At 37.3% G+C, this 18,197-nt stretch carries 20 protein-coding genes and 3 pseudogenes; 9 read left to right on the top strand and 14 right to left on the bottom strand.

The genetic code is table 11. The features are described 5' to 3' along the window. Positions 1–40: 40 nt before the first annotated feature. The 5 genes from B9T30_RS11510 to B9T30_RS11530 all read right to left on the bottom strand — a co-directional run bounded on the left by B9T30_RS11510 (position 41) and on the right by B9T30_RS11530 (position 3,394). Positions 41–1,066 (bottom strand): HNH endonuclease, encoded by a 1,026-nt coding sequence (locus B9T30_RS11510; protein ID WP_086185109.1) that lies wholly within the window; start codon positions 1,064–1,066, stop codon positions 41–43. A gap of 238 nt (positions 1,067–1,304) precedes the next feature. Next, a complete protein-coding gene (locus B9T30_RS11515; RefSeq protein ID WP_086185110.1) occupies positions 1,305–1,514 on the bottom strand; it encodes a hypothetical protein in 210 nt (69 codons plus the stop codon). A gap of 78 nt (positions 1,515–1,592) precedes the next feature. Next, positions 1,593–2,150, bottom strand: a complete 558-nt coding sequence (locus tag B9T30_RS11520) for a hypothetical protein (protein WP_143223207.1) — start codon at positions 2,148–2,150, stop codon at positions 1,593–1,595. Positions 2,151–2,182: 32 nt separating this feature from the next. Further along, a complete protein-coding gene (locus B9T30_RS11525; protein ID WP_004651087.1) occupies positions 2,183–2,518 on the bottom strand; it encodes a hypothetical protein in 336 nt (111 codons plus the stop codon). 186 nt (positions 2,519–2,704) lie between these two features. After that, positions 2,705–3,394 carry a hypothetical protein gene (locus B9T30_RS11530; protein ID WP_086185112.1) on the bottom strand — a complete coding sequence of 230 codons (690 nt, stop codon included), beginning with the start codon at positions 3,392–3,394 and terminating at the stop codon, positions 2,705–2,707. A 541-nt stretch (positions 3,395–3,935) separates the two neighbouring features. On the opposite strand from B9T30_RS11530, the pseudogene B9T30_RS11535 reads away from it, so the two are divergent. After that, a pseudogene (locus tag B9T30_RS11535) lies at positions 3,936–5,078 on the top strand (tyrosine-type recombinase/integrase). A 142-nt stretch (positions 5,079–5,220) separates the two neighbouring features. Here B9T30_RS11535 and B9T30_RS11540 read toward each other — a convergent pair. Continuing rightward, complete coding sequence (locus B9T30_RS11540; RefSeq protein ID WP_086185113.1) at positions 5,221–6,180, bottom strand: hypothetical protein; 960 nt, start codon at positions 6,178–6,180, stop codon at positions 5,221–5,223. A gap of 528 nt (positions 6,181–6,708) precedes the next feature. Here B9T30_RS11540 and B9T30_RS16685 point away from each other — a divergent pair. Both B9T30_RS16685 and B9T30_RS16690 read left to right on the top strand, forming a co-directional pair. Beyond that, positions 6,709–7,251 carry a hypothetical protein gene (locus B9T30_RS16685; protein WP_227518968.1) on the top strand — a complete coding sequence of 181 codons (543 nt, stop codon included), beginning with the start codon at positions 6,709–6,711 and terminating at the stop codon, positions 7,249–7,251. A gap of 32 nt (positions 7,252–7,283) precedes the next feature. Continuing rightward, positions 7,284–7,577 carry a hypothetical protein gene (locus B9T30_RS16690; protein ID WP_227518969.1) on the top strand — a complete coding sequence of 98 codons (294 nt, stop codon included), beginning with the start codon at positions 7,284–7,286 and terminating at the stop codon, positions 7,575–7,577. A gap of 507 nt (positions 7,578–8,084) precedes the next feature. Here B9T30_RS16690 and B9T30_RS11550 read toward each other — a convergent pair. The 4 genes from B9T30_RS11550 to B9T30_RS11565 form a co-directional block, all read right to left on the bottom strand. Continuing rightward, positions 8,085–8,495, bottom strand: coding sequence for a hypothetical protein (locus B9T30_RS11550; protein ID WP_086185114.1), 411 nt, complete (start codon positions 8,493–8,495; stop codon positions 8,085–8,087). A gap of 132 nt (positions 8,496–8,627) precedes the next feature. Continuing rightward, a complete protein-coding gene (locus B9T30_RS11555; protein ID WP_086185115.1) occupies positions 8,628–9,158 on the bottom strand; it encodes a hypothetical protein in 531 nt (176 codons plus the stop codon). A 29-nt stretch (positions 9,159–9,187) separates the two neighbouring features. Next, positions 9,188–9,412, bottom strand: a complete 225-nt coding sequence (locus B9T30_RS11560) for a hypothetical protein (RefSeq protein WP_086185116.1) — start codon at positions 9,410–9,412, stop codon at positions 9,188–9,190. Between the two features lie 123 nt (positions 9,413–9,535). After that, positions 9,536–9,793 carry a hypothetical protein gene (locus B9T30_RS11565; protein WP_086185117.1) on the bottom strand — a complete coding sequence of 86 codons (258 nt, stop codon included), beginning with the start codon at positions 9,791–9,793 and terminating at the stop codon, positions 9,536–9,538. A gap of 691 nt (positions 9,794–10,484) precedes the next feature. Between B9T30_RS11565 and B9T30_RS11570 the strand changes: the two genes are divergently transcribed. From B9T30_RS11570 to B9T30_RS11585, 4 genes are all read left to right on the top strand, one after another. Continuing rightward, positions 10,485–11,516 carry a DUF932 domain-containing protein gene (locus B9T30_RS11570; protein WP_086185118.1) on the top strand — a complete coding sequence of 344 codons (1,032 nt, stop codon included), beginning with the start codon at positions 10,485–10,487 and terminating at the stop codon, positions 11,514–11,516. A gap of 157 nt (positions 11,517–11,673) precedes the next feature. Then, positions 11,674–12,723 carry a YqaJ viral recombinase family protein gene (locus B9T30_RS11575; protein WP_086185119.1) on the top strand — a complete coding sequence of 350 codons (1,050 nt, stop codon included), beginning with the start codon at positions 11,674–11,676 and terminating at the stop codon, positions 12,721–12,723. 146 nt (positions 12,724–12,869) lie between these two features. Further along, positions 12,870–13,763, top strand: coding sequence for a hydrolase or metal-binding protein (locus B9T30_RS11580; protein ID WP_086185120.1), 894 nt, complete (start codon positions 12,870–12,872; stop codon positions 13,761–13,763). 73 nt (positions 13,764–13,836) lie between these two features. After that, positions 13,837–14,064, top strand: coding sequence for a helix-turn-helix transcriptional regulator (locus tag B9T30_RS11585; protein WP_086185121.1), 228 nt, complete (start codon positions 13,837–13,839; stop codon positions 14,062–14,064). A 30-nt stretch (positions 14,065–14,094) separates the two neighbouring features. On the opposite strand, the gene B9T30_RS11590 is transcribed toward B9T30_RS11585, so the two are convergent. Both B9T30_RS11590 and B9T30_RS11595 read right to left on the bottom strand, forming a co-directional pair. After that, positions 14,095–14,691, bottom strand: coding sequence for a putative adenosine monophosphate-protein transferase Fic (locus tag B9T30_RS11590; protein WP_086185122.1), 597 nt, complete (start codon positions 14,689–14,691; stop codon positions 14,095–14,097). 12 nt (positions 14,692–14,703) lie between these two features. Beyond that, entirely contained in the window at positions 14,704–14,865 is a 162-nt protein-coding gene (locus tag B9T30_RS11595) for a YhfG family protein (protein WP_086185123.1), read from the bottom strand. Between the two features lie 211 nt (positions 14,866–15,076). Here B9T30_RS11595 and B9T30_RS11600 point away from each other — a divergent pair. Together B9T30_RS11600 and B9T30_RS16370 are read left to right on the top strand one after the other, a co-directional pair. Then, positions 15,077–15,339, top strand: a pseudogene (locus tag B9T30_RS11600) (type I restriction-modification system subunit M N-terminal domain-containing protein); the annotation flags it as partial. Continuing rightward, positions 15,338–15,766: pseudogene (locus B9T30_RS16370) on the top strand (type I restriction endonuclease subunit R, EcoR124 family); the annotation flags it as partial. The pseudogenes B9T30_RS11600 and B9T30_RS16370, both read left to right, overlap by 2 nt. A gap of 425 nt (positions 15,767–16,191) precedes the next feature. On the opposite strand, the gene B9T30_RS11610 reads toward B9T30_RS16370, so the two are convergent. Both B9T30_RS11610 and catA read right to left on the bottom strand, forming a co-directional pair. Continuing rightward, positions 16,192–17,073, bottom strand: coding sequence for a transporter (locus tag B9T30_RS11610; protein ID WP_086185125.1), 882 nt, complete (start codon positions 17,071–17,073; stop codon positions 16,192–16,194). Between the two features lie 92 nt (positions 17,074–17,165). After that, on the bottom strand, positions 17,166–18,086 hold the full coding sequence (gene catA / locus B9T30_RS11615; RefSeq protein ID WP_086185126.1) for a catechol 1,2-dioxygenase: 921 nt from the start codon (positions 18,084–18,086) through the stop codon (positions 17,166–17,168). Between the last annotated feature and the right edge of the window lie 111 nt (positions 18,087–18,197).

Consider the following 18,197-nt stretch of genomic DNA (forward strand, 5'->3'; position numbering starts at 1 on the left):
AAATTATTATTTTAAGATTATTAATAGCTGGTTGAATATCTCAGATTTGATCTAATGCAGCTATAGACTTTATATTTATAAATCTGATAATAAACTCATCATAATTATATTGTTGTAATTTCCCATCTAGAACACCATGTTCATACAAAAATAGAGACTCTGATTTATTAATTTTAAAAACTCCCCAAAAACCAAGACATCTTACAAATATAGCATTAGGGGATAATATTATTAATATGTTATTCCTTGAGTGTCCTTCCTCAAAACTAGTAAAATTAATAGTACCTGGCGAAAGATCTTTTAAATGCTCAATGGTCTCAAAAAAACTCTTATTACCATAAGGTATAGAAGTATCAATTACTTGATGCTGTAAAGATAATCTCCACTTATCAAAAAAACTATCATCTATAATTTCTTCGCCAAAATGAATACACAAGATTTCATAAGCAATTTTTAAATGCAATAACTGAATATCACTTAGATCTATAGAAACCCTAATATTAATCTTAGGCTTCTCATGAACACTTCTTGGCAAATTATCAATATTTGCGCTGATTTGCTCATATATACTATCCCTATTTACCTCTCTATCCTGTTGTTTAAATTTTCTTATTATCATGGTAACCAATTCTTGCTTTGAGCTTTCTAAATTATTCGCATCGATACTTCCTTTAAATGTTATACCTCCATCCTCGCGAACAGTACATTCGATAGCTGGGTGCATTTTGATCGTGTAATCTGGAGCAAAAAAAATAGTTGTATTGTTATATTCATAATTGCCCACTAAAGGGGAGTTAGGAACACGGCCACTTTTACCTTTTATTTGATACTGATGTGCATGAGCCTTGCCAAAAAATGAAACGGCCAAACGGCTTTCGACCCCCCCACCTAAGTTATTATTGCAAATTTTACATAAAAATTTTACCTTCAACTTTCCACCAAGAAACTCAGGAATAATATGCTCATCACTACATGGGTTTGGATCCTCATCCATAAATTTATGTGTACAGATTACACATTTAGAAAAATTGTATTTTTGAGCAATTGAATCTTTTGTGACTTCCATAATTCCCTCTTTAAATATAACTGTTCTCTTGCTTCTACTGATTTATAGTCCAAATTACTAATTATAGCTGACCAATATCTAATAACCCCTAAATATTAAAAGCAGGGCTATCTAAATTAATTTTAATATTTTAATTAATAAAATACAGTGAATTCAGCTGTGCGTGAAACTTAATTTAGGTTGACGGAATACGTTGGGAATAAGGCATTTTTTTTAAAGCAAAGCTCAAAATTAAGTTTTATTCATTCTTTTTACGCAAATCATTAATAAGCCGCGCTGAAGCAACAAACTTGCTCAATGCTGTATCTTTATCAGCGATCCATTCTCTAGGGACTAAATCGGCTATTTCTAGCAATTTATCCATTGTCCGGGGATGGGCCTCTCCAAACTTGTTTTTGTAATAACGATAATTTGAGAGTTCAGTTTTAATCTTTTCAGCTTGAGTCACTTTGATAACCTTTTATGAGCCACATGCAAAAAATCATTGCATGTGGGTGTGGGAACTATTTAATTCAGTGGAGTGTCACTACTGGGTATAGATAACTGTTTCTTTGATAGAGCGTGCTTCTGTATAAATCTCATCAGTACGTTCATTCAGTAGAATTTTGATTTCATTCTTATATTTAATTTCTTCTAAAATTTTACCTTCATCTAAGGATTTACCCATACCCAATACGGTTTTAATCTGATCTTGGGTAAGGCCTTCTGCCTTTAATCGTCCTTCTTGCTGGCCATGAATTTCTTTCTTACGCTGTAAGTCTTTCTCTAAAGAAGAAACTTCCGTTGTTAGTCTTTCAATATCCTGTTTAATTTGCTTCAACTCACCTTGATTCTTAGCAATATGATGATCATAAGCTTTGACAGCTTCATCATTGCGCCGTTTTTGCTGTTCTTCTAATTGTTTATATTCTTCACATAGAATGCTATATGCGTTGTCTACAGTGGTTTGATGATCGTGGGCGGTAGACAGCAGTAACTTTGCTGTATCAGTGATAATACCTTTATGTGCTAAACCAGCTTGTTTTAGGGCAATATCTGCACTTAGGATTACAGCAGTAGCTTTGGATTGATTGCTAAAAGTCATCTTTAAATACTCATGGATAAATGATGCAGTCATTATTTATTAGTTTGTTTTAGTGATTTACGAGTAGTTCCAGATCCTAAAATTTTTTTGATTCCCGTAATTTCATTTTCAATGTCCTGTAGATCCTGTTCAAAATCTAGATTTGAAAGTTTCTTTAACAGCTTGACCTGTTTTTTCATCAATTGATCCAGCTCTGCACATGCGAGATTTGCAAAGTTAGATCGAGCATTCTGGCTTGAGGCCTTTTTTCCATCTTCTGTTGTTGGTCCGGTGGATTTAAGCCACGGCTTATTTTGCATAATCCGTTCACGTTGCTTTCTCCTACGTTCAGGTGTCCAGCTGTTTTTATAGTTGGGGGAGGTGGTCATTCTGTGTCAATTCCATAGCCAAACGAACTAAATAATAGGTCTAAAATCTGACGTTAAAAATGACTAGTTCCATTGCCTTTAAGTTAATGAATTATATATAAATATTTTTGGGTGGTTAAACGTCAAAAATAATGTCATTTTGATCAAAAAAAAGGGATTTTGTTTTTAGTGTTAAGTCAGAAATGACTACCTACATGGGAACGCTAGTTTTAGTACATCCATCTCCAAATAAACAATTCTATTTGTATTCATCCATTCATTAAAACTGATGCGGTAATCTTCTTTTAAATTCAGTTTTTCACCGTTTTTTTCCATTGAGCTGGTTAAGCACTTTGTACCTCTTTTCCAGCAATAAAGTAATTTACCGCTATCAATTAAATACTTTTCTATCCTATCCAGATGCACAGAATCTAAAGCCATTACTTCTGATACACAATTACGCCATTCAGTTAAAGTGACCTTTGCATATTTTGTTGGACTGTTGAGAATTCTATGTTTTTGATATTGCATTTCTAACAGATACAGATAGGCATTAAAAGCACGTGCTTGGCAATCAGCTTCATACAAAATAGAAAAGTATTTTTCCAGTTTTCCTAATCCATACTTGAATTGCGTTTGTATTGGCTCAGGCATTTTTTCATAGCTGGCCTTATCTATACTGATGCCTTTATTTGGTGTGTACCTGATGAGACCGCCGTGTTCTTTAATCAGATCGGCTAAGCGTTTTGTATTCTGGAGTGAGTAAAGAAATGACTTTTCACTTTCAACTTTATAACGCTTGAGCTTTTTAAGTTCTTTCTCAATTTCTTTCGGTGTTTTTATCTTCTTATTTTTATCTGAATCTATTATATCAACGGCGTTATTTGCATCACTCATCGTATCTACTTCTTATCTAATAACTTGGCAACATTGTAACGAAGCTGCTAGTTATCATTTTTAGGGAAGACCAATCTATTATATTGTTTAGAGGGCTTAGATAGAAAATGTAAGAGTGTGGTAGGTGTGAAACCTCACTTTCTAGACTAAGTGGAGGGCAAGGAGGCGAAATAATAATAGGGATAAGTGTTGAGTAATATACTTTGAGTTGTACTCCCGATATAGCAACCAAACTCGAAGAAAATAGCCCAGCAGCAAGTAATTTGTATCCCCACGTGTATCCCTTATTTTTAATATTAAATTTTATAATTAAATAACAGTTGCTTATGAATCCAGTTCAATTGTCGCCACCCCACCAAAATTCAATTCAGAGCTGTTCGAATGAATGTAAAAAAGCCTTTAAACTCAATGTTTAAGGGCTTTTTTATTGGCTGTATTGTCCGATACTGTCCTAAGCTATTTGACCCTATTTTTGCCTTATGTGGGTCAATATTGGGACAATTTGACCCACTAAATAAGTTTAATTAAGTGGGACAAAAATATGTCACTTACTGATGTGATGTGTAAAAAAGCACAACCGCAAGAGAAACAGTACCGCCTTTCTGATATCAATGGTCTCTCTTTACGAATCGATCCGAATGGGAAAAAATATTGGTCTATCCGATATACGGAAAATGGGCAAAGGAAGTCCAAAGCATTAGGTATATATCCTGAGCTGAGTCTAAAACATGCAAGAGAGATAGCACTTGATCTGAGGTATAAACTCAAAAATACAGTTGAGGTCGAAGAGATGCAGCCTTTTTTTCAAGAGGTTGCAGAAGATTGATTTAATAATCAAAAAAAAACGTGGTCAACTAAACACATTAGCAATGTTCGAGCTTCGTTAGATGAGCTTTATATTGCTCTTGCCAATAAGCGTATTAACCAAATTCAAGCACCTGAAATTTTGCAGATTATCAAAAGGATTGAGGCAAGAGGCTCACTTGAAGTGGCTAAACGTACTTTGTCTCGTTGTGGGATGGTCATGAAATATGCCATAGCTCATGGATATCGTTACGATAATCCTGCGGGTGATTTGGTTTATGCGCTGAAAAATAAGCGTGTGAAAAATTTAGCATCATTACCTGCTTCAGATATGCCTGAATTTCTAAGAAAAGTGAGAGCTTATCCAAGTGATGCTCAGACTCATCATGCCATCATTCTCATTATGCTTACTGGTGTTCGAGTTAGTGAGTTACTACAAGCGCAATGGGGGGAGTTTGATTTGGAAGGGCGTAAGTGGGATATCCCTGAAGATCGTATGAAGAATCGTCTTCCGCATCGTGTACCGCTGACTGATATGATGATTGAAGAACTGCTAGCTTTAAGACTTACCCATAATCAAGAATTGCTTTTCCCTCATCGTCTAAATAATAAAGAACCGATGCGGAGTGAATCCATTTTGGCAGTTATTAAGCGTTCAGGCTATGCAGGTCGAATGACAACACATGGTTTTCGATCGCTATTCAGTACAGTCGTAAATGAATCAAATCTGTTTAATCCCGATGCTATTGAGCGTCAGCTTGCTCATGTTCCTCAGAACAGAATTCGTGCTGCATATAACCGAGCACAGTACTGGGATGAGAGGGTGAAAATTATGGAATGGTACGGGGAGCGAGTAAAAAATTGGTCTTGCAAAATGTAATATAAGAAAAAGAGGGGGAAAGCCTCTTTTTTTGAAAAGCTTAAATTAAGCAAGTAAGGTACGATAATCATAAAAGTAGAGCTATATTTTTAATTTAAGGTGTTGAAAATAATTTGCTGATTTTAAGGATCAGGTTGGTTGCTCAGTACTTTAGATTTCCATCTTTATCACACATTTCGTTCAGAAACATTTGATTGATAAGGCGCTCCAAGATATCAGATTCGGATAGATTTTTGAAATCTGATAATTTCCCCAGTTCTTCTTTGGCCTTTTTTGTTAGCGGGATATGGTAGGGGTTTTTTACTTTATTGCCATCTCTGAACTTTTTTTGACTCCATGCTTTACTCATTCTGATTGTTAAAATCTCATGCTCTTGGTGATCACTGAGATATAGAAAGTCAAGGTATGAAATGATAAATAGTTTTTTATCCTCATTGTTGTGGCAGGAATGTGATGCCTTTTTAAAATTAAGCTTTTTTGATATTAAGTAATCATAAGACCAATTGATGAAATACTGGTCATTAAACTTAGTAGAACTATTTATTTCTTGTTTAACTTTATTTTTATATTCTTGCTTGATTTTAATTAATTTTCTCTCGGAGATTTTATTTATAAATATATTAATAATAAATTTTATATAAATATATTTTTCAGAAATAAATTTAAAGTCTTTATTTGTTACAAGGAGTGTTTCGGTTAGAATTTCTATCGAGTTGTCTTCAACTAAATAATCGAGATCTATTTGTGATTCTTTTTTATTCAAAGAATGTTTGTTTAAAGATGATAATGTAAATAAACATAATCTTGAATCTTTTTTAAATTCATTAAAAATTTCATTTTTAATGAATTTTATTTTTGCATTTTTAATTGCTTCAAAACGGTACTTAATTTTATCTTCGCTTTCACTTTTTAGTAATTCCTCGATAATTAATTCCCTTAATTGATTGAAATTTGTAATTCCACTTATATAACGAGACTTAAGATAATCTTTGCTGTTTGAGTTGATTTTTAAAATAATATCGTATATCCAAAACATTTCCTCATCCTGATACTTTTTCAGTTCTTTTTTTATTTTATCTTCCAATGTATTGAATCCAGGCATTTGTAGATATCTCTGTAGTGTTTATCGTAGAATTTGGGTGGTAATTTTATATGAATTTTAATAGTTTCTTAAGTAGTATTTATATATATGTAGTTGTTATACAGAAGGGTTTTTAGTGGATTTTAGTGGTATTTGTTGAATTTTTTAGTAGTTTAGAAAGTATCTACTCTTAAAGTTAAGGTTGTATGAATTTAATGAAGCTGAAGAACTATCGTTTTCACTCTTGGTGGATAGATAGCTTTGTTGCTTTGATAGAGGAGAAAACTAGATGATAATTTACTTAACAAGATATGATGTGGTGAGATTTTAAATTCTTTATAAGATAATTTTCTGGATAACTATTGCTTGATTTTTTTTAGAAAAATTCCTTTGAATTTCGTTTGTGTTGGCCTGTTTTGTAAAGTTAAATATTTGGGTTATTAATATTATTTAATTAAATAATCATACTAGTTAATTTATAGGTGGTGAGTTAAGTGAATAATTACAGAGATCTTCTTTATATGATTTAAACCATCATAAGAGATGCTCGTGAGCAATAATTTAAATGAATCAAAAGTCTTAATCAAGATTGAATATTTCGTTGAAGATATTTCTATTAAAAAACTTCAGCCTCGTAACTTCTATAATAACCTAGCAGATCTGCTAATCCAGTTTGATGAAATTTATGAAGCCGATTTTTATTATTCAGCCTCCATCGGTGCATTCATCGAATTGCTATTAGATATGAATGAATACTTATATGATCGAGAGCAGTTATTAGATCGATTAAATGACCAGTCTTTTATTGAGATACAACAAAGTTTTAAAAAACATTATCGTAGACATAAACGACAATTACGTGATCATCGTTATAGTGAATCTGAGAATACAAAAAATCTAGTTCAGCGGATGAATGATATCAGTGATAAATATTCACGCATCTTAGTGGTACGTGTTGATTTAGCCTATCCACTTAAATACCAAGATCAAGTAGGTATTCAAGAATTTAGTGATGATATGAAGGTACTGTGTACCCGACTACGTGATCAAGATACAATTTTTAAAGGTTTAGTTAAATATGCATGGTATTAGAACAGGGAGAGGAGAAGGGCTATCACTGTCATTTGCTGTTGGTTTACAGAGGTAGTGAACGTCGTAGCGCATATTCAGTCGCTGATCGTGTTGGAAAACTATGGTCAACGATTACAGAAGATCAAGGCTGTCATTTTAATTGTCATACAGCAGCCTATCTGAAACAGTTCTCAGATCGAAACCGTCTAGGCATTGGGATGATTCACCGTAAGAATCCAGATGAGGTGAATAATATGCTGGATACAGTGGCTTATCTGGTACGGCCTGAAAAAGAAAATCAGCATCTTCGAGTAAAGTGCCGGAAGCGCATGCGCACCTTCGGATAATAGAAAATAATACAGGCATACATCATCCACCTGAAGATCATGATTCAAGTGATCAGGGCCTATTCATACAGGCCCTTTTTATTTTTCATTGGAGGTGTCAACTATGTTAACGCATTGCCCATATTGCCAGTCTACTCACATTTATCGTGTATTTGTTTCTCATTCTAAACCGCCTGCATCTAGTTCACACAGAACGTCTTTATTGAGTTCTCATTTGGGATTCGGTGGAGTAGTCATAAAGCAACTGTCGAAAGGCTGGCCCTTATCACCGTGGATCACTGGATTAGCTGAGGTGCTGCTTAAAAGTGTTTATCTGTATTGGATTGAAACACAGCGAAGTCATTTCGATTCAGGGATAGCGATAGCGCTTTACTGTGAACAATGTCAGCAGTATTTTAAACTTTAGCCATATGGGTTGAATGCTCTATTGAAGAGGGATAAAAAAACCGATCCATGATGATCGGTTTTTTTTACGATATTTGAATGACGACTCAATGTATTTCTGGATTAGAACACATACCGTTTATTTCCTTGGATAAACACATGTTTTAAAATACGTTCAGGCTTGCATTCACTGCTCATGACATTGAAGTAACTTTTAGCAGAGATGGTCTCACCTTCTGGCCCCCAGCTATCAAGTTCACATTGTTGATTAAAACCATCGAATAATTCTATTCGATCAATCTCAATATTACGTCCCGTTGGATTTTCGATTTTCAGTAATGAACCGTGATCACCATAATTTTCGAGACTGTAGCCTAAGGTAAAACCAGCAGTGGGGTTTTTGCAATTGGTTGAAATGGTACGGATGTTATCGCTCTTACAGGCATGCATTTGTTGAGTGACGGGCTTGGCTTGAATACTCAACGCACAGCAAGAAACAATCAATGAGGCAGTCAGTAAAACTAAATGATGCATGGTATGGAGCTCGATATAGATATTGATGATGAGATGGGTGTTTAATTGGGATTCAGCATTGCGCTCTTAAACAATTTAAGCGCGCAATGCTTGTTGAAATGAGAAGGACACCCGCTTTATTTTTTTAATACTTTATTTACAGCCTCTATTTGATTCCGGTGATTCCTGAGTGAATGAAAAACCATTGATCGGCATGTTAGAAATCGTCTTAACATCATATGCATCAGCAGTGGTTTCAAGAACGATATTCAGTTTGTTTTTCACAGCAGTCTTCGGAGCCATGGTATAGGTTGAGCCTTGTCGACTCTCATCAAAGTTAAAACAGCCATGTTTTAATTTGGCTGTCGCTGTTTTAATGGTGTCTTTACCAAGATAAATGGCTTTACCGTCAACATTGATATAGTTATTGCTTGGTTTTGTGTTGAGCTGATTGACACTGAACTGGACTAAACCCTGTTGGTTATAATTCGCATAAAGACTTAAGTTGCCCACTGTCCAATTGCTGAATTGATTTGTGCCAGATTCAGGTTTACCGAACTTTTGGATTAATGTTGAACGTGTATCACTTACCGTCACATTTTTACCATTGATGAGCATGTGGTCAATTGCAAAGGCAGACGTTGTACAAGCCGTAAGTAAAACAGCGCTAATGAGCTTTTTCATAAGAATTTCCCCAGTAATATAATATTGAACTATTTTGAACGTAGGACTAATCCGCCGATAATCAGCAGCAGTAGCATCCCACCAATGAATTTACCGACTGAGGGGAACATGACAGCAGGCCAGATCACGCCTTGTCCGAGGTGATAGGCAAATGATTTATAGCTGTATTGTCCCCAGAAGGATTGATACAGCGTGAAAAGCAAGCCAATGATCAAATAGCCACGAATGACCCAAGTTTTAATCGATGGATTCATTTATTTCCCCCAAAAGCATATTGCGCAAGCAAGAAAAAAAGCCCAAAACTATCATCCTTCCAATGAAGCTAAAAAGCAGATCACTGCGATGATGCAGATGGTGCCAGCAAGCGTTCTCATGAATTACTCCTTCATGCATTGCAAGCCACTTTGCATCATGTCGTATTGAAAGGACTCACTTTGCTGAAGTGTGTAGAGACGATTCTTTAGTCCATCTTCCCCATATTTGCTTTCAAGCTTCTTATAGGCACATTGACAAGCAGAGCGTTCCATACCTGTAGATTGGCAACCACTGACAAATTGCCGTTCAGTTTTACTGGCACAACCTGTCAGAAGGAGTACGGTCAACGTGATGAAAGCAATTGATAGAGAGGTTTTCATTATTTCCCCCGAATTTATTGTTTTGGCTATTTTGAAATAGATAGATGTAATCGCGTAATTAAATGAACAGACGAGCGTAATCCAGCCAAAGAAGGTGGACGTTTTTAGGTCAATTTAAGCGGATCTAAAATCTATGAATTATGCCAAGGGCGAGGGAATGGCCCAGATAGGCTTTAGGGAAAATAATAATGCGAGATAATGCTTGGTCATGGTGATGACTCCTGTATGTATAAGAAGTTCTACCAATTACTGCTAAATAATGGTGGCAGAACGAAAGAGGGTTAGCAGACTGGACATACAGAACCAGCACGCGCGAACGCGTCCCCCTCCCGTTCTACCGCAAAGGGGGACGAGAAGGTTTTACGCACGTAGAGAATACTCAGAAGAATAAACCCTGATGCGCTGTATGAGCGGTCTGCTAAAACCGACTGGCGATGTAGGCCAGCAAGTTAAGGATAATCGTAGAGGTTGGACAGGTCAATTGCGGATGACCAATTTGAAGAAAAATAGCATCAAGGAATTGAACAAGAATTAAATAAATTTCAGATATATAACATTTACATGAATCTCCATGCAGGTTTCTTACCGCATGGTTTACCTGTTTGGTCTGCTCCCTCAGCAGGCCTTTTTTTATGCCAGAAATTTAGATTGGCAAATCTTAAAAATATTCATTCTTTAAAAGGAAATCATCATGGCACATTTAATCGAGAATATGGCTTACGTGGGACAAACCCCTTGGCATGGCTTAGGTAATCCACTCACTCAAAATCAACTAATTGAAGTCTGGGCACAGCAGGCAGGTATGAATTGGCGGATTGAATCCTCTGATGTTAGCTACATGGCTAAAAATGATCGTGGGCAAAACATCATTATGCCGTTTGAGGAACAACGGGTTCTGTATCGTTCTGATACGCATGCACCGCTATCGGTGGTCAGTCAGCGTTATCAGGAAGTTCAACCGCTTGAGATTTTAGAGTTCTATCGTGATCTGACTGAACAATCTGGTTTTGAACTGGAAACCGCAGGGGTTCTCAAAGGTGGCAAGAAATTCTGGGCTTTAGCCAAAACTGGGCAGACCTCTGCTTTAAAAGGTAAGGATGTCAGCAATGGCTACATTCTTTTAGCCACCGCATGTGATGGCACCCTTGCGACTACGGCACAATTTACTTCCATTCGTGTGGTGTGTAACAACACCTTAGCCATTGCATTAAAAGGACAAAACAGCAGTGCAGGCGTGGTCAAAGTTCCACACAGTACTAAGTTTGATGCAGAGAAAGTTAAACAACAATTGGGTGTTTCAGTACGTGCATGGGATGAACACATGTATGAAATGAAACAACTCAGTCAGCGTAAAGTCACTCAACAAGAAGCGGCTGCTTACTTTGATGCTGTGTTTAACAACAGCAGTCTCAGTATCGCTCAACAGGATGATAATCTGATTCAGTTCTATCGTAATGTCGCCAATACTACACCCGACAACAAAACTGAACCGAATGGCCGTGCCATGTCGAAAGTCATGACCATGTTTAATGGGCATGGTCGTGGTGCAGAACTCAGTTCAGTTAAAGATACTGCCTATGGCTTACTGTGCAGTATTACGGAATTTGCAGATCATGAACGTCGTGCCATGAGTCAGGACCACCGACTTGATTCAGCATGGTTTGGTGCAGGGGCAAGTTTAAAACAGCGTGGACTAGAACAAGCCTTACGCATGATGGTTTAACGACAGCCGTTCACCTCGGAAAGATATAGCCCCGATTTAATTTCACTCATTCTCTTATTTCAGTTCATCAACTCAGCACATTCCCACTCAGCCACATCTTCGGATGGGGCTTTTTTATGCCCTTTATTTAACAGATTGACTCAATGAGGAATAACAAATGAATACAGCAATCGCATTACCTACAGTAAATCTTGCCTCTCAAGCGACACCTTTTATTGCTCCAAAACTGTTTACTGCTAAACGCTTTGTTGATACCCGAAAACTCAGTCAAGCCGAATGGCTGGAAATCCGTAGGCAGGGTATTGGGAGCAGTGATTGTGCCGCAGCTTGTGGACTCAATCCTTATATGTCGATGTTGGAACTGTGGATGATTAAAACAGGTCGAATTCAACAATCGGTTGAAGATGAAAGTGAAGGCCATGCGCCACTGTACTGGGGCAAGCAGCTGGAACCATTGGTGGCACAGTACTACAGTATGCACACCAACACTAAAGTCAGACGGGTCAATGCTGTATTACAGCACCGCGATCCAGATAAACACTTTATGTTGGCCAACTTAGATTACTCCGTGGTGGGTCATGCAGAGGTGCAAATTCTGGAATGTAAAACCGCAGGAGAATATGGCGCTAAGTTATGGCGAGATGGCGTTCCGCTGTATGTGCTGTGTCAAGTCCAACATCAACTGGCAGTGACAGGTAAACAGGCTGCGCATATCTGTGTCTTACTCTGTGGACATGAAACCCGTATTTTTAAAGTGACCCGCAGTGAATCTGTGATTCAGCATATCGTCAATGCCGAGCGTTACTTCTGGGAATGTGTAGAAAAGGACATTCCACCCGATGCAGATGCAAGTCGCTCAGCAGCCAAAGCCTTACAACAACTTTATCCTGAGCATGTACCCCTCAGTACCGCGGATTTATCGGAAGACGAAACCGCCAACCAACAGTTTGAACAATTAATTCAAGCACGTAACCAGATTGAAAAGCAGCAACAGCAATTCGATCAACTCAAGCATCAGCTGCAAGCCAAGATGCAGGAGGTGGAACGAGCCACCTTTAAAACAGGTTCAGTGACGTGGAAAAAGTCTAAGGATTCGATCAGCTTAGACAGTAAAGCTTTACTGAAACTGCATCCTGAAATGCTGACGCAATTTCCACAAAGTAAACAGGGCACACGGCGTTTTAACATCTATACAGATGATGACTAAAATGAACTGAGCCTAAGAAATTCAACAACAAACCTATTTAACATCATAACGATCCCATGCCAAACAGCATGGGATTTTTTTATGCATTCGATTTTTAAATTTCAAACCAAACATCAATCAATTAATCAACATGAGAGGAAACCCACATGATTAAAGGTCTCGCAATTACCCCACCAATATTGGGCCGTATCAGCATTGGTAAAATGGTTGAAAAGAATGGCAAACGACTGCCTGAAAAAGATGACCAATTTACCCTGACTAGCCAAATCCAAAGTAAAGAGGGCTGGATCAAACATCCTTTGGATGAGCAGCTTCGAGCCAAAGCACCGAATCAAAAACTCAGAACCATTCCAGTACGAATGATCTTCAATGATCCTGAACTGAATTTACGCGCAGAGTACAGCCTATTTGACAGACAAACAGGTCGTCCCGTGTGTGTGGGTAATGGTGAAACCTGCCAACGCTTAACCAATCAAGGGGTAGAACAGCATCCCTGTCCATCGCCTGATTTATGTCCCTTGGCACAAGGAGGAAACTGTAAGCCCTATGGACGCTTGCATGTCAATTTAGATGAATCAGATGAGTTAGGGACTTTCATTTTTAGAACCACGGGCTTTAACAGTATCCGAACTTTGGCAGCACGATTGAGTTATTACCATGCAGCTTCGAATGGTTTGCTGTCATGTCTCCCTCTGCAACTGACACTTCGAGGCAAGTCCACCACACAAAGTTATCGAACCCCTGTGTATTACGTTGATTTAACTTTAAGAGAAGGAGTGAGTTTACAAGAGGCCATTCAAACGGCAAAGGAGATTGATCAAAAAAGTAAGTTAGCTGGGTTTAATCAAATGGCTCTAGATCATGTGGCAAGGCAGGGTTGTGCCAAGGCACGGTTTGAGATGAATTCTGAAGAGGATTTGGATGTTGTTGAGGAGTTTTACCCCGAAGAAGTAGAGCAGAAGGAGCAAGTACCTAAGCTAAGGCATATTCAGGATGTTCAGAGAGAGCTGCGGCAATCAGTTCAGGCTGTGAAATCGTGAACGTAATATTTTACGCCAGAAGCCTATCATGTGAGCGAATTGCCGCTCGCATCAATGATCAGGAGTAAACATCATGAATGCGTTCACAGGTCAGACTTTTCAGATGAATCAACTCATTAACATTAAACAAGTTGTTCTATTTACAGGCGTAGGGCGTTCAACAATTTACGAAATGATGGATGAGTTTTCACCGTACTATGACCCAACTTTTCCAAAAAAAGTGAAAATCACGCAGAATCGTATTGGTTGGTCAGCTTATGAAATTCATCAATGGATTGAAAATAAGTTGGCCACTCGTTAACAAGATGGGAGTTTCGGCTCCCTTATTTTTTTATTGGGGAATGACTATACATTCGTTAAAGATTTGAACTAATCCATCTAAGTGCCCGTAAAACCCTTCAATATTTGCTTGAATCCAGCGTTCCTGAGATTCAATCTGAGACCAATCAACACCATAACCACAATAGGCGAGAAGGTGTTCAAAGAAAATACGTTGGGTGCGTCCATTGCCTTCACGAAATGGATGTATAACATTTAGTTCACAATAGAAGTCAGCAAGCTGAATAATCAGTTGTTGCTGTTCAAGGTGTTGAAAATAGTTTTGAGATTGAAGTTGTTTAAAAAGCTTATTGGCTTCAACTTCAATACGGCTAAAGGTACAAAAGCGTGTGTCACCTTTGGAGATGTCAACTCGCCGAAGCTCACCTGCCGATTCATAAAGTTCAGAAAATAATGAGGCGTGAATGTTTTTGAGGTATTGGAGATCGTATGGTGGCTCAGCATATTCAATCAGTAAGCTCGCATATTCAGAAAGCTCTAATTCGGCTTGCTGCAAAATTTTTTCATCTTGGAGATGCAGTTTATTTTTGAGAATATTTGAGTTTGGATAACAGTATAAACTGTCTCCCATTTCACCATATTTATCCATTAAATCACCAGATTATGATTCTGAAAACTTTTTATATTTTTGCAGGATTTGGTCTTTGCTTAAAGTTGAAGGGGCAGATGATGGAGAAAGACCTTCAAGTTTTAGGCTGGCTCGATAATTCTGTAGGCGTGTTGCCTGAATATATATTTTTTTCTGTTCAATTGTCTTAAGCACGTCTAGGCTCCTTAAGTCAAAAAATTTTAATCAGTATATCAGATTTGATTTATATCAAATGATAGCAATCGAAATATTAAGGATTAAAACGTTGTTGCGGTTAAGGTGTGACTGCGATAAGTCATGTCTTTAACCTCATATTTTTAGATGAAAAAAGTTTAATTTTCGGTAAACTAGTCACGCTTTATCTTTAATTTGCGGATTCACAATAATGACCCAAGTGCAGCTGCAACAATTACAAAACAACTTTGGAATATTGCCAATACTTTACGTGGCACGATGGGTGCAGATGAATTTCTAGATTACATTCTTGGGTTTATTTTTTATAAATATCTCTCTGAAAAAGCCATTGCCTTTGCGGATGATATTTTAGAGGGCGAAGATATTCAGTTTTTAGAACTTGATAAAAGCAATGTAGAATATACGCAATATATTGATGTAATCAAACAAAGCTCAATTGAAGAAGTTAGTTATCCTAACTTTATTACAGCTTGTGTTGAATAGTGATGATGAGCAAAAGCGTAAGTAGTATGAAGCACAAATTCATGATTTGATCGGTAGTGAAGTGGGCTTGCATGATAAGCAAGAGCTGATTAAGAAGTTCATTGAAGACAGTATGCCGAAAATGCTCAATGGGTAAAGTGTGCAAACAGCTTTTGCTGAGTTTTGGGATGTAGAAAAAGAACAGGCATATCAGTATTTGTGTGAACAAGAAAATTTAAAACCTGAAGTAATGAAAGCAGTATTGGATCAATATGAGTTCACGAAGCGGCTGCCGCGTAAAGAAGAGCTGAAAGAATTGCCTAATTACAAAGTGAAGCTATTTGAACGAGATAATGTTTTTACCAATTTATTGGTGAAGACACGACAGTTGATTGAGAAGTTTTATGTGGGATTATGATTCAGAAATTTAGTACTTATTAATATAAATAATGTAGTTGGGTGGATTTTGGGGTGATAAGTTATTTTTATTCAATTTATATCAATATGTTACTGTTCTTTTTTATGGTCATAATTATTCCTTGATCATGATGATGTACTTTAATGATGTTTACATCGATCATGGCATCTTCAAGGTCAATATTCGTATTTATTATCGTAAAATAGTTTCAAATCCTCCCGCTTCGGCCCAAGCTCTATCTCTTTCAAAACAGTATGCTTTGTTTCAAAGCGGTAGGTATTGCATCATGGGCTATCTGTACGGCAATCGATAAGGCAGCTTCGAATATCGCGATGATATAAGATTCATTCATGATTTTTATTTTTTAACAGTTTAGTATAGTCCGCTTTAAATCTTCAAAAAGTATAACGATTCAGTTTGCTGTGTTAAAAAGCCCAGATAAATTTTAAAAGGCCAGTATGTCCTTCAGGGCGGTTTTCAACATTGGTTTCTTTTAAATATTTTGCTTCAATAGACCAATTTTGATCCTGATATTGAATAGCAGGACCAACTGCAAGGACTTGTCCTTTTTGACCAATATCATCATCGTTGACACGATCTGACTTAACTTGTTTAAAAGCATAACCTTCTATTGCCAATTTGACATGATCATTCAGTTTATAGCCCAAACTGTAGTCGCCAGCAAAATATTCCCCAGATTTATAATGCGTGTCATCATTTTCATCGTTAAAGCTATATGAAATTTTAGTCGAAATATCCAAGCCCATAGGAGGAGCATAGGTATAGGCAATAATTGGCCGAACTGTATTGTAGTTTTTCCCAGTATTGGCAACAACAGGCTGAAATGCTGTCGGTGCATCATACTTTCCTGTAGCTAGCACTGTTTCGATTGCTCCAATCCAATGGTGATGACCGCTATGCCAGCCTAACATTGAACCTAGAATTAAATCGCCTAATGCCGCATTATGATTAGACATACCATTAATTTTTAAGCGTAAATCAACCAAAGGCTGTGCAGCATAAAAACCAAGTTGACCACCTACATAGTTTTGTTTTGTCATCCAAACTAAGCGGGGAATGAAGGCATTTACATCAAGATGAAAGCTGTCTGGTCCATGGTCAAATTTTCCTGCATGATAATTTTGATAATAGTTGAGCAAATATAATCCCGGTGGTGGCAAAGCACCGGCCATCATGCCTTCAGCACCTAAAGCAAATGAATCGGCACCATTTTCTGTGGCAAAAGTATAATTTGCTGCAAAAGCGAGCAAAAGTGAAAATGAAATTTTTTGGATGGGTTTTTTCATAGAAAATCCTTTTCGATGATTTTTAAATTTTTTGCAAAGCGCAATTTGATTGGTATGCCACTTAAAACAATTTAAATGGCATTGATACCGTTTTAGGCGTTTACACGGCGACGGTCTACTTCAGTAGAAGGTGAAAATTCAGTATCTTTTACAAGTTCAACATTAAACTGAATGTGTTTGAATACTTTGTCTAAACCACGATGTGCAATTTCAGCTTCATTAGTTACATCTTTAGCAGTTGCCACTAAACCTTCACGTGTTGCAAATGCGAAGTCATCCCAAAGATACTGATCGCCTTCGATATTAAATTGCGTGGTTAATTTGCGGTAGCCCGGTGCAGATACGAAGTAGTGCACATGAGAAGGACGGTTACCGTGACGACCTAACTTATTTAGGACAAATTGAGTTGTACCTTGTGGCGGACAACCATAGCCAACAGGCATTGTAGTTTGAGCAACATATTGCCCTGTAGTATCTGTTAATACAGTACGGCGTAAGTTGAAGTTGGATTGTGACTTATCAAAGAATGAATAGTTGCCTAAACTGTTGGCATGCCAAATTTCAACTTTAGCATTTTTAATGATATTGCCTTGGGTATCAGTCACAGTCCCTTCAATGAACAAAGTCGGAACTTTATCTGATTCAGTACCATCATCCATACGGGTAAAACCGACTGATTCGGGTGCACCTGCGACATATAACGGACCTTCGATGGTACGTGGTGTACCGCCAGTGATGCCTGCTTTTGCATCTGCTTCGTCTGCGCGAAGGTCAAGGTAGTGCTCAAGTCCCAAGCCCGCAGCCAAAAGACCAAGTTCATTGGCTTGACCTGCGTCGGTAAAGTACTCAAGACCTTTCCATAATTCTGTTTGAGAGATATTAAGATCTTCAATCGCCTGAAATAAATCACGAGTTAATCGCACTACAATTTGTTGAATGCGTAAATCGACATCACCTTGTGCTGTATCAACATTGATTTTTTTGACTAATTTTTCGATTTCTTGAGTATTCATCATGATCTTCCTTGGATTAATGAAAATAGAATCGAATGATCTGGAACGGACATGAAACAGATCATTCGAAAAGGGTGGAACTATCACAATGTTTTTCAATGTGATAGTTCA

The organism is Acinetobacter sp. ANC 4973, from assembly GCF_002135275.1.
Taxonomy (GTDB): domain Bacteria; phylum Pseudomonadota; class Gammaproteobacteria; order Pseudomonadales; family Moraxellaceae; genus Acinetobacter; species Acinetobacter kyonggiensis.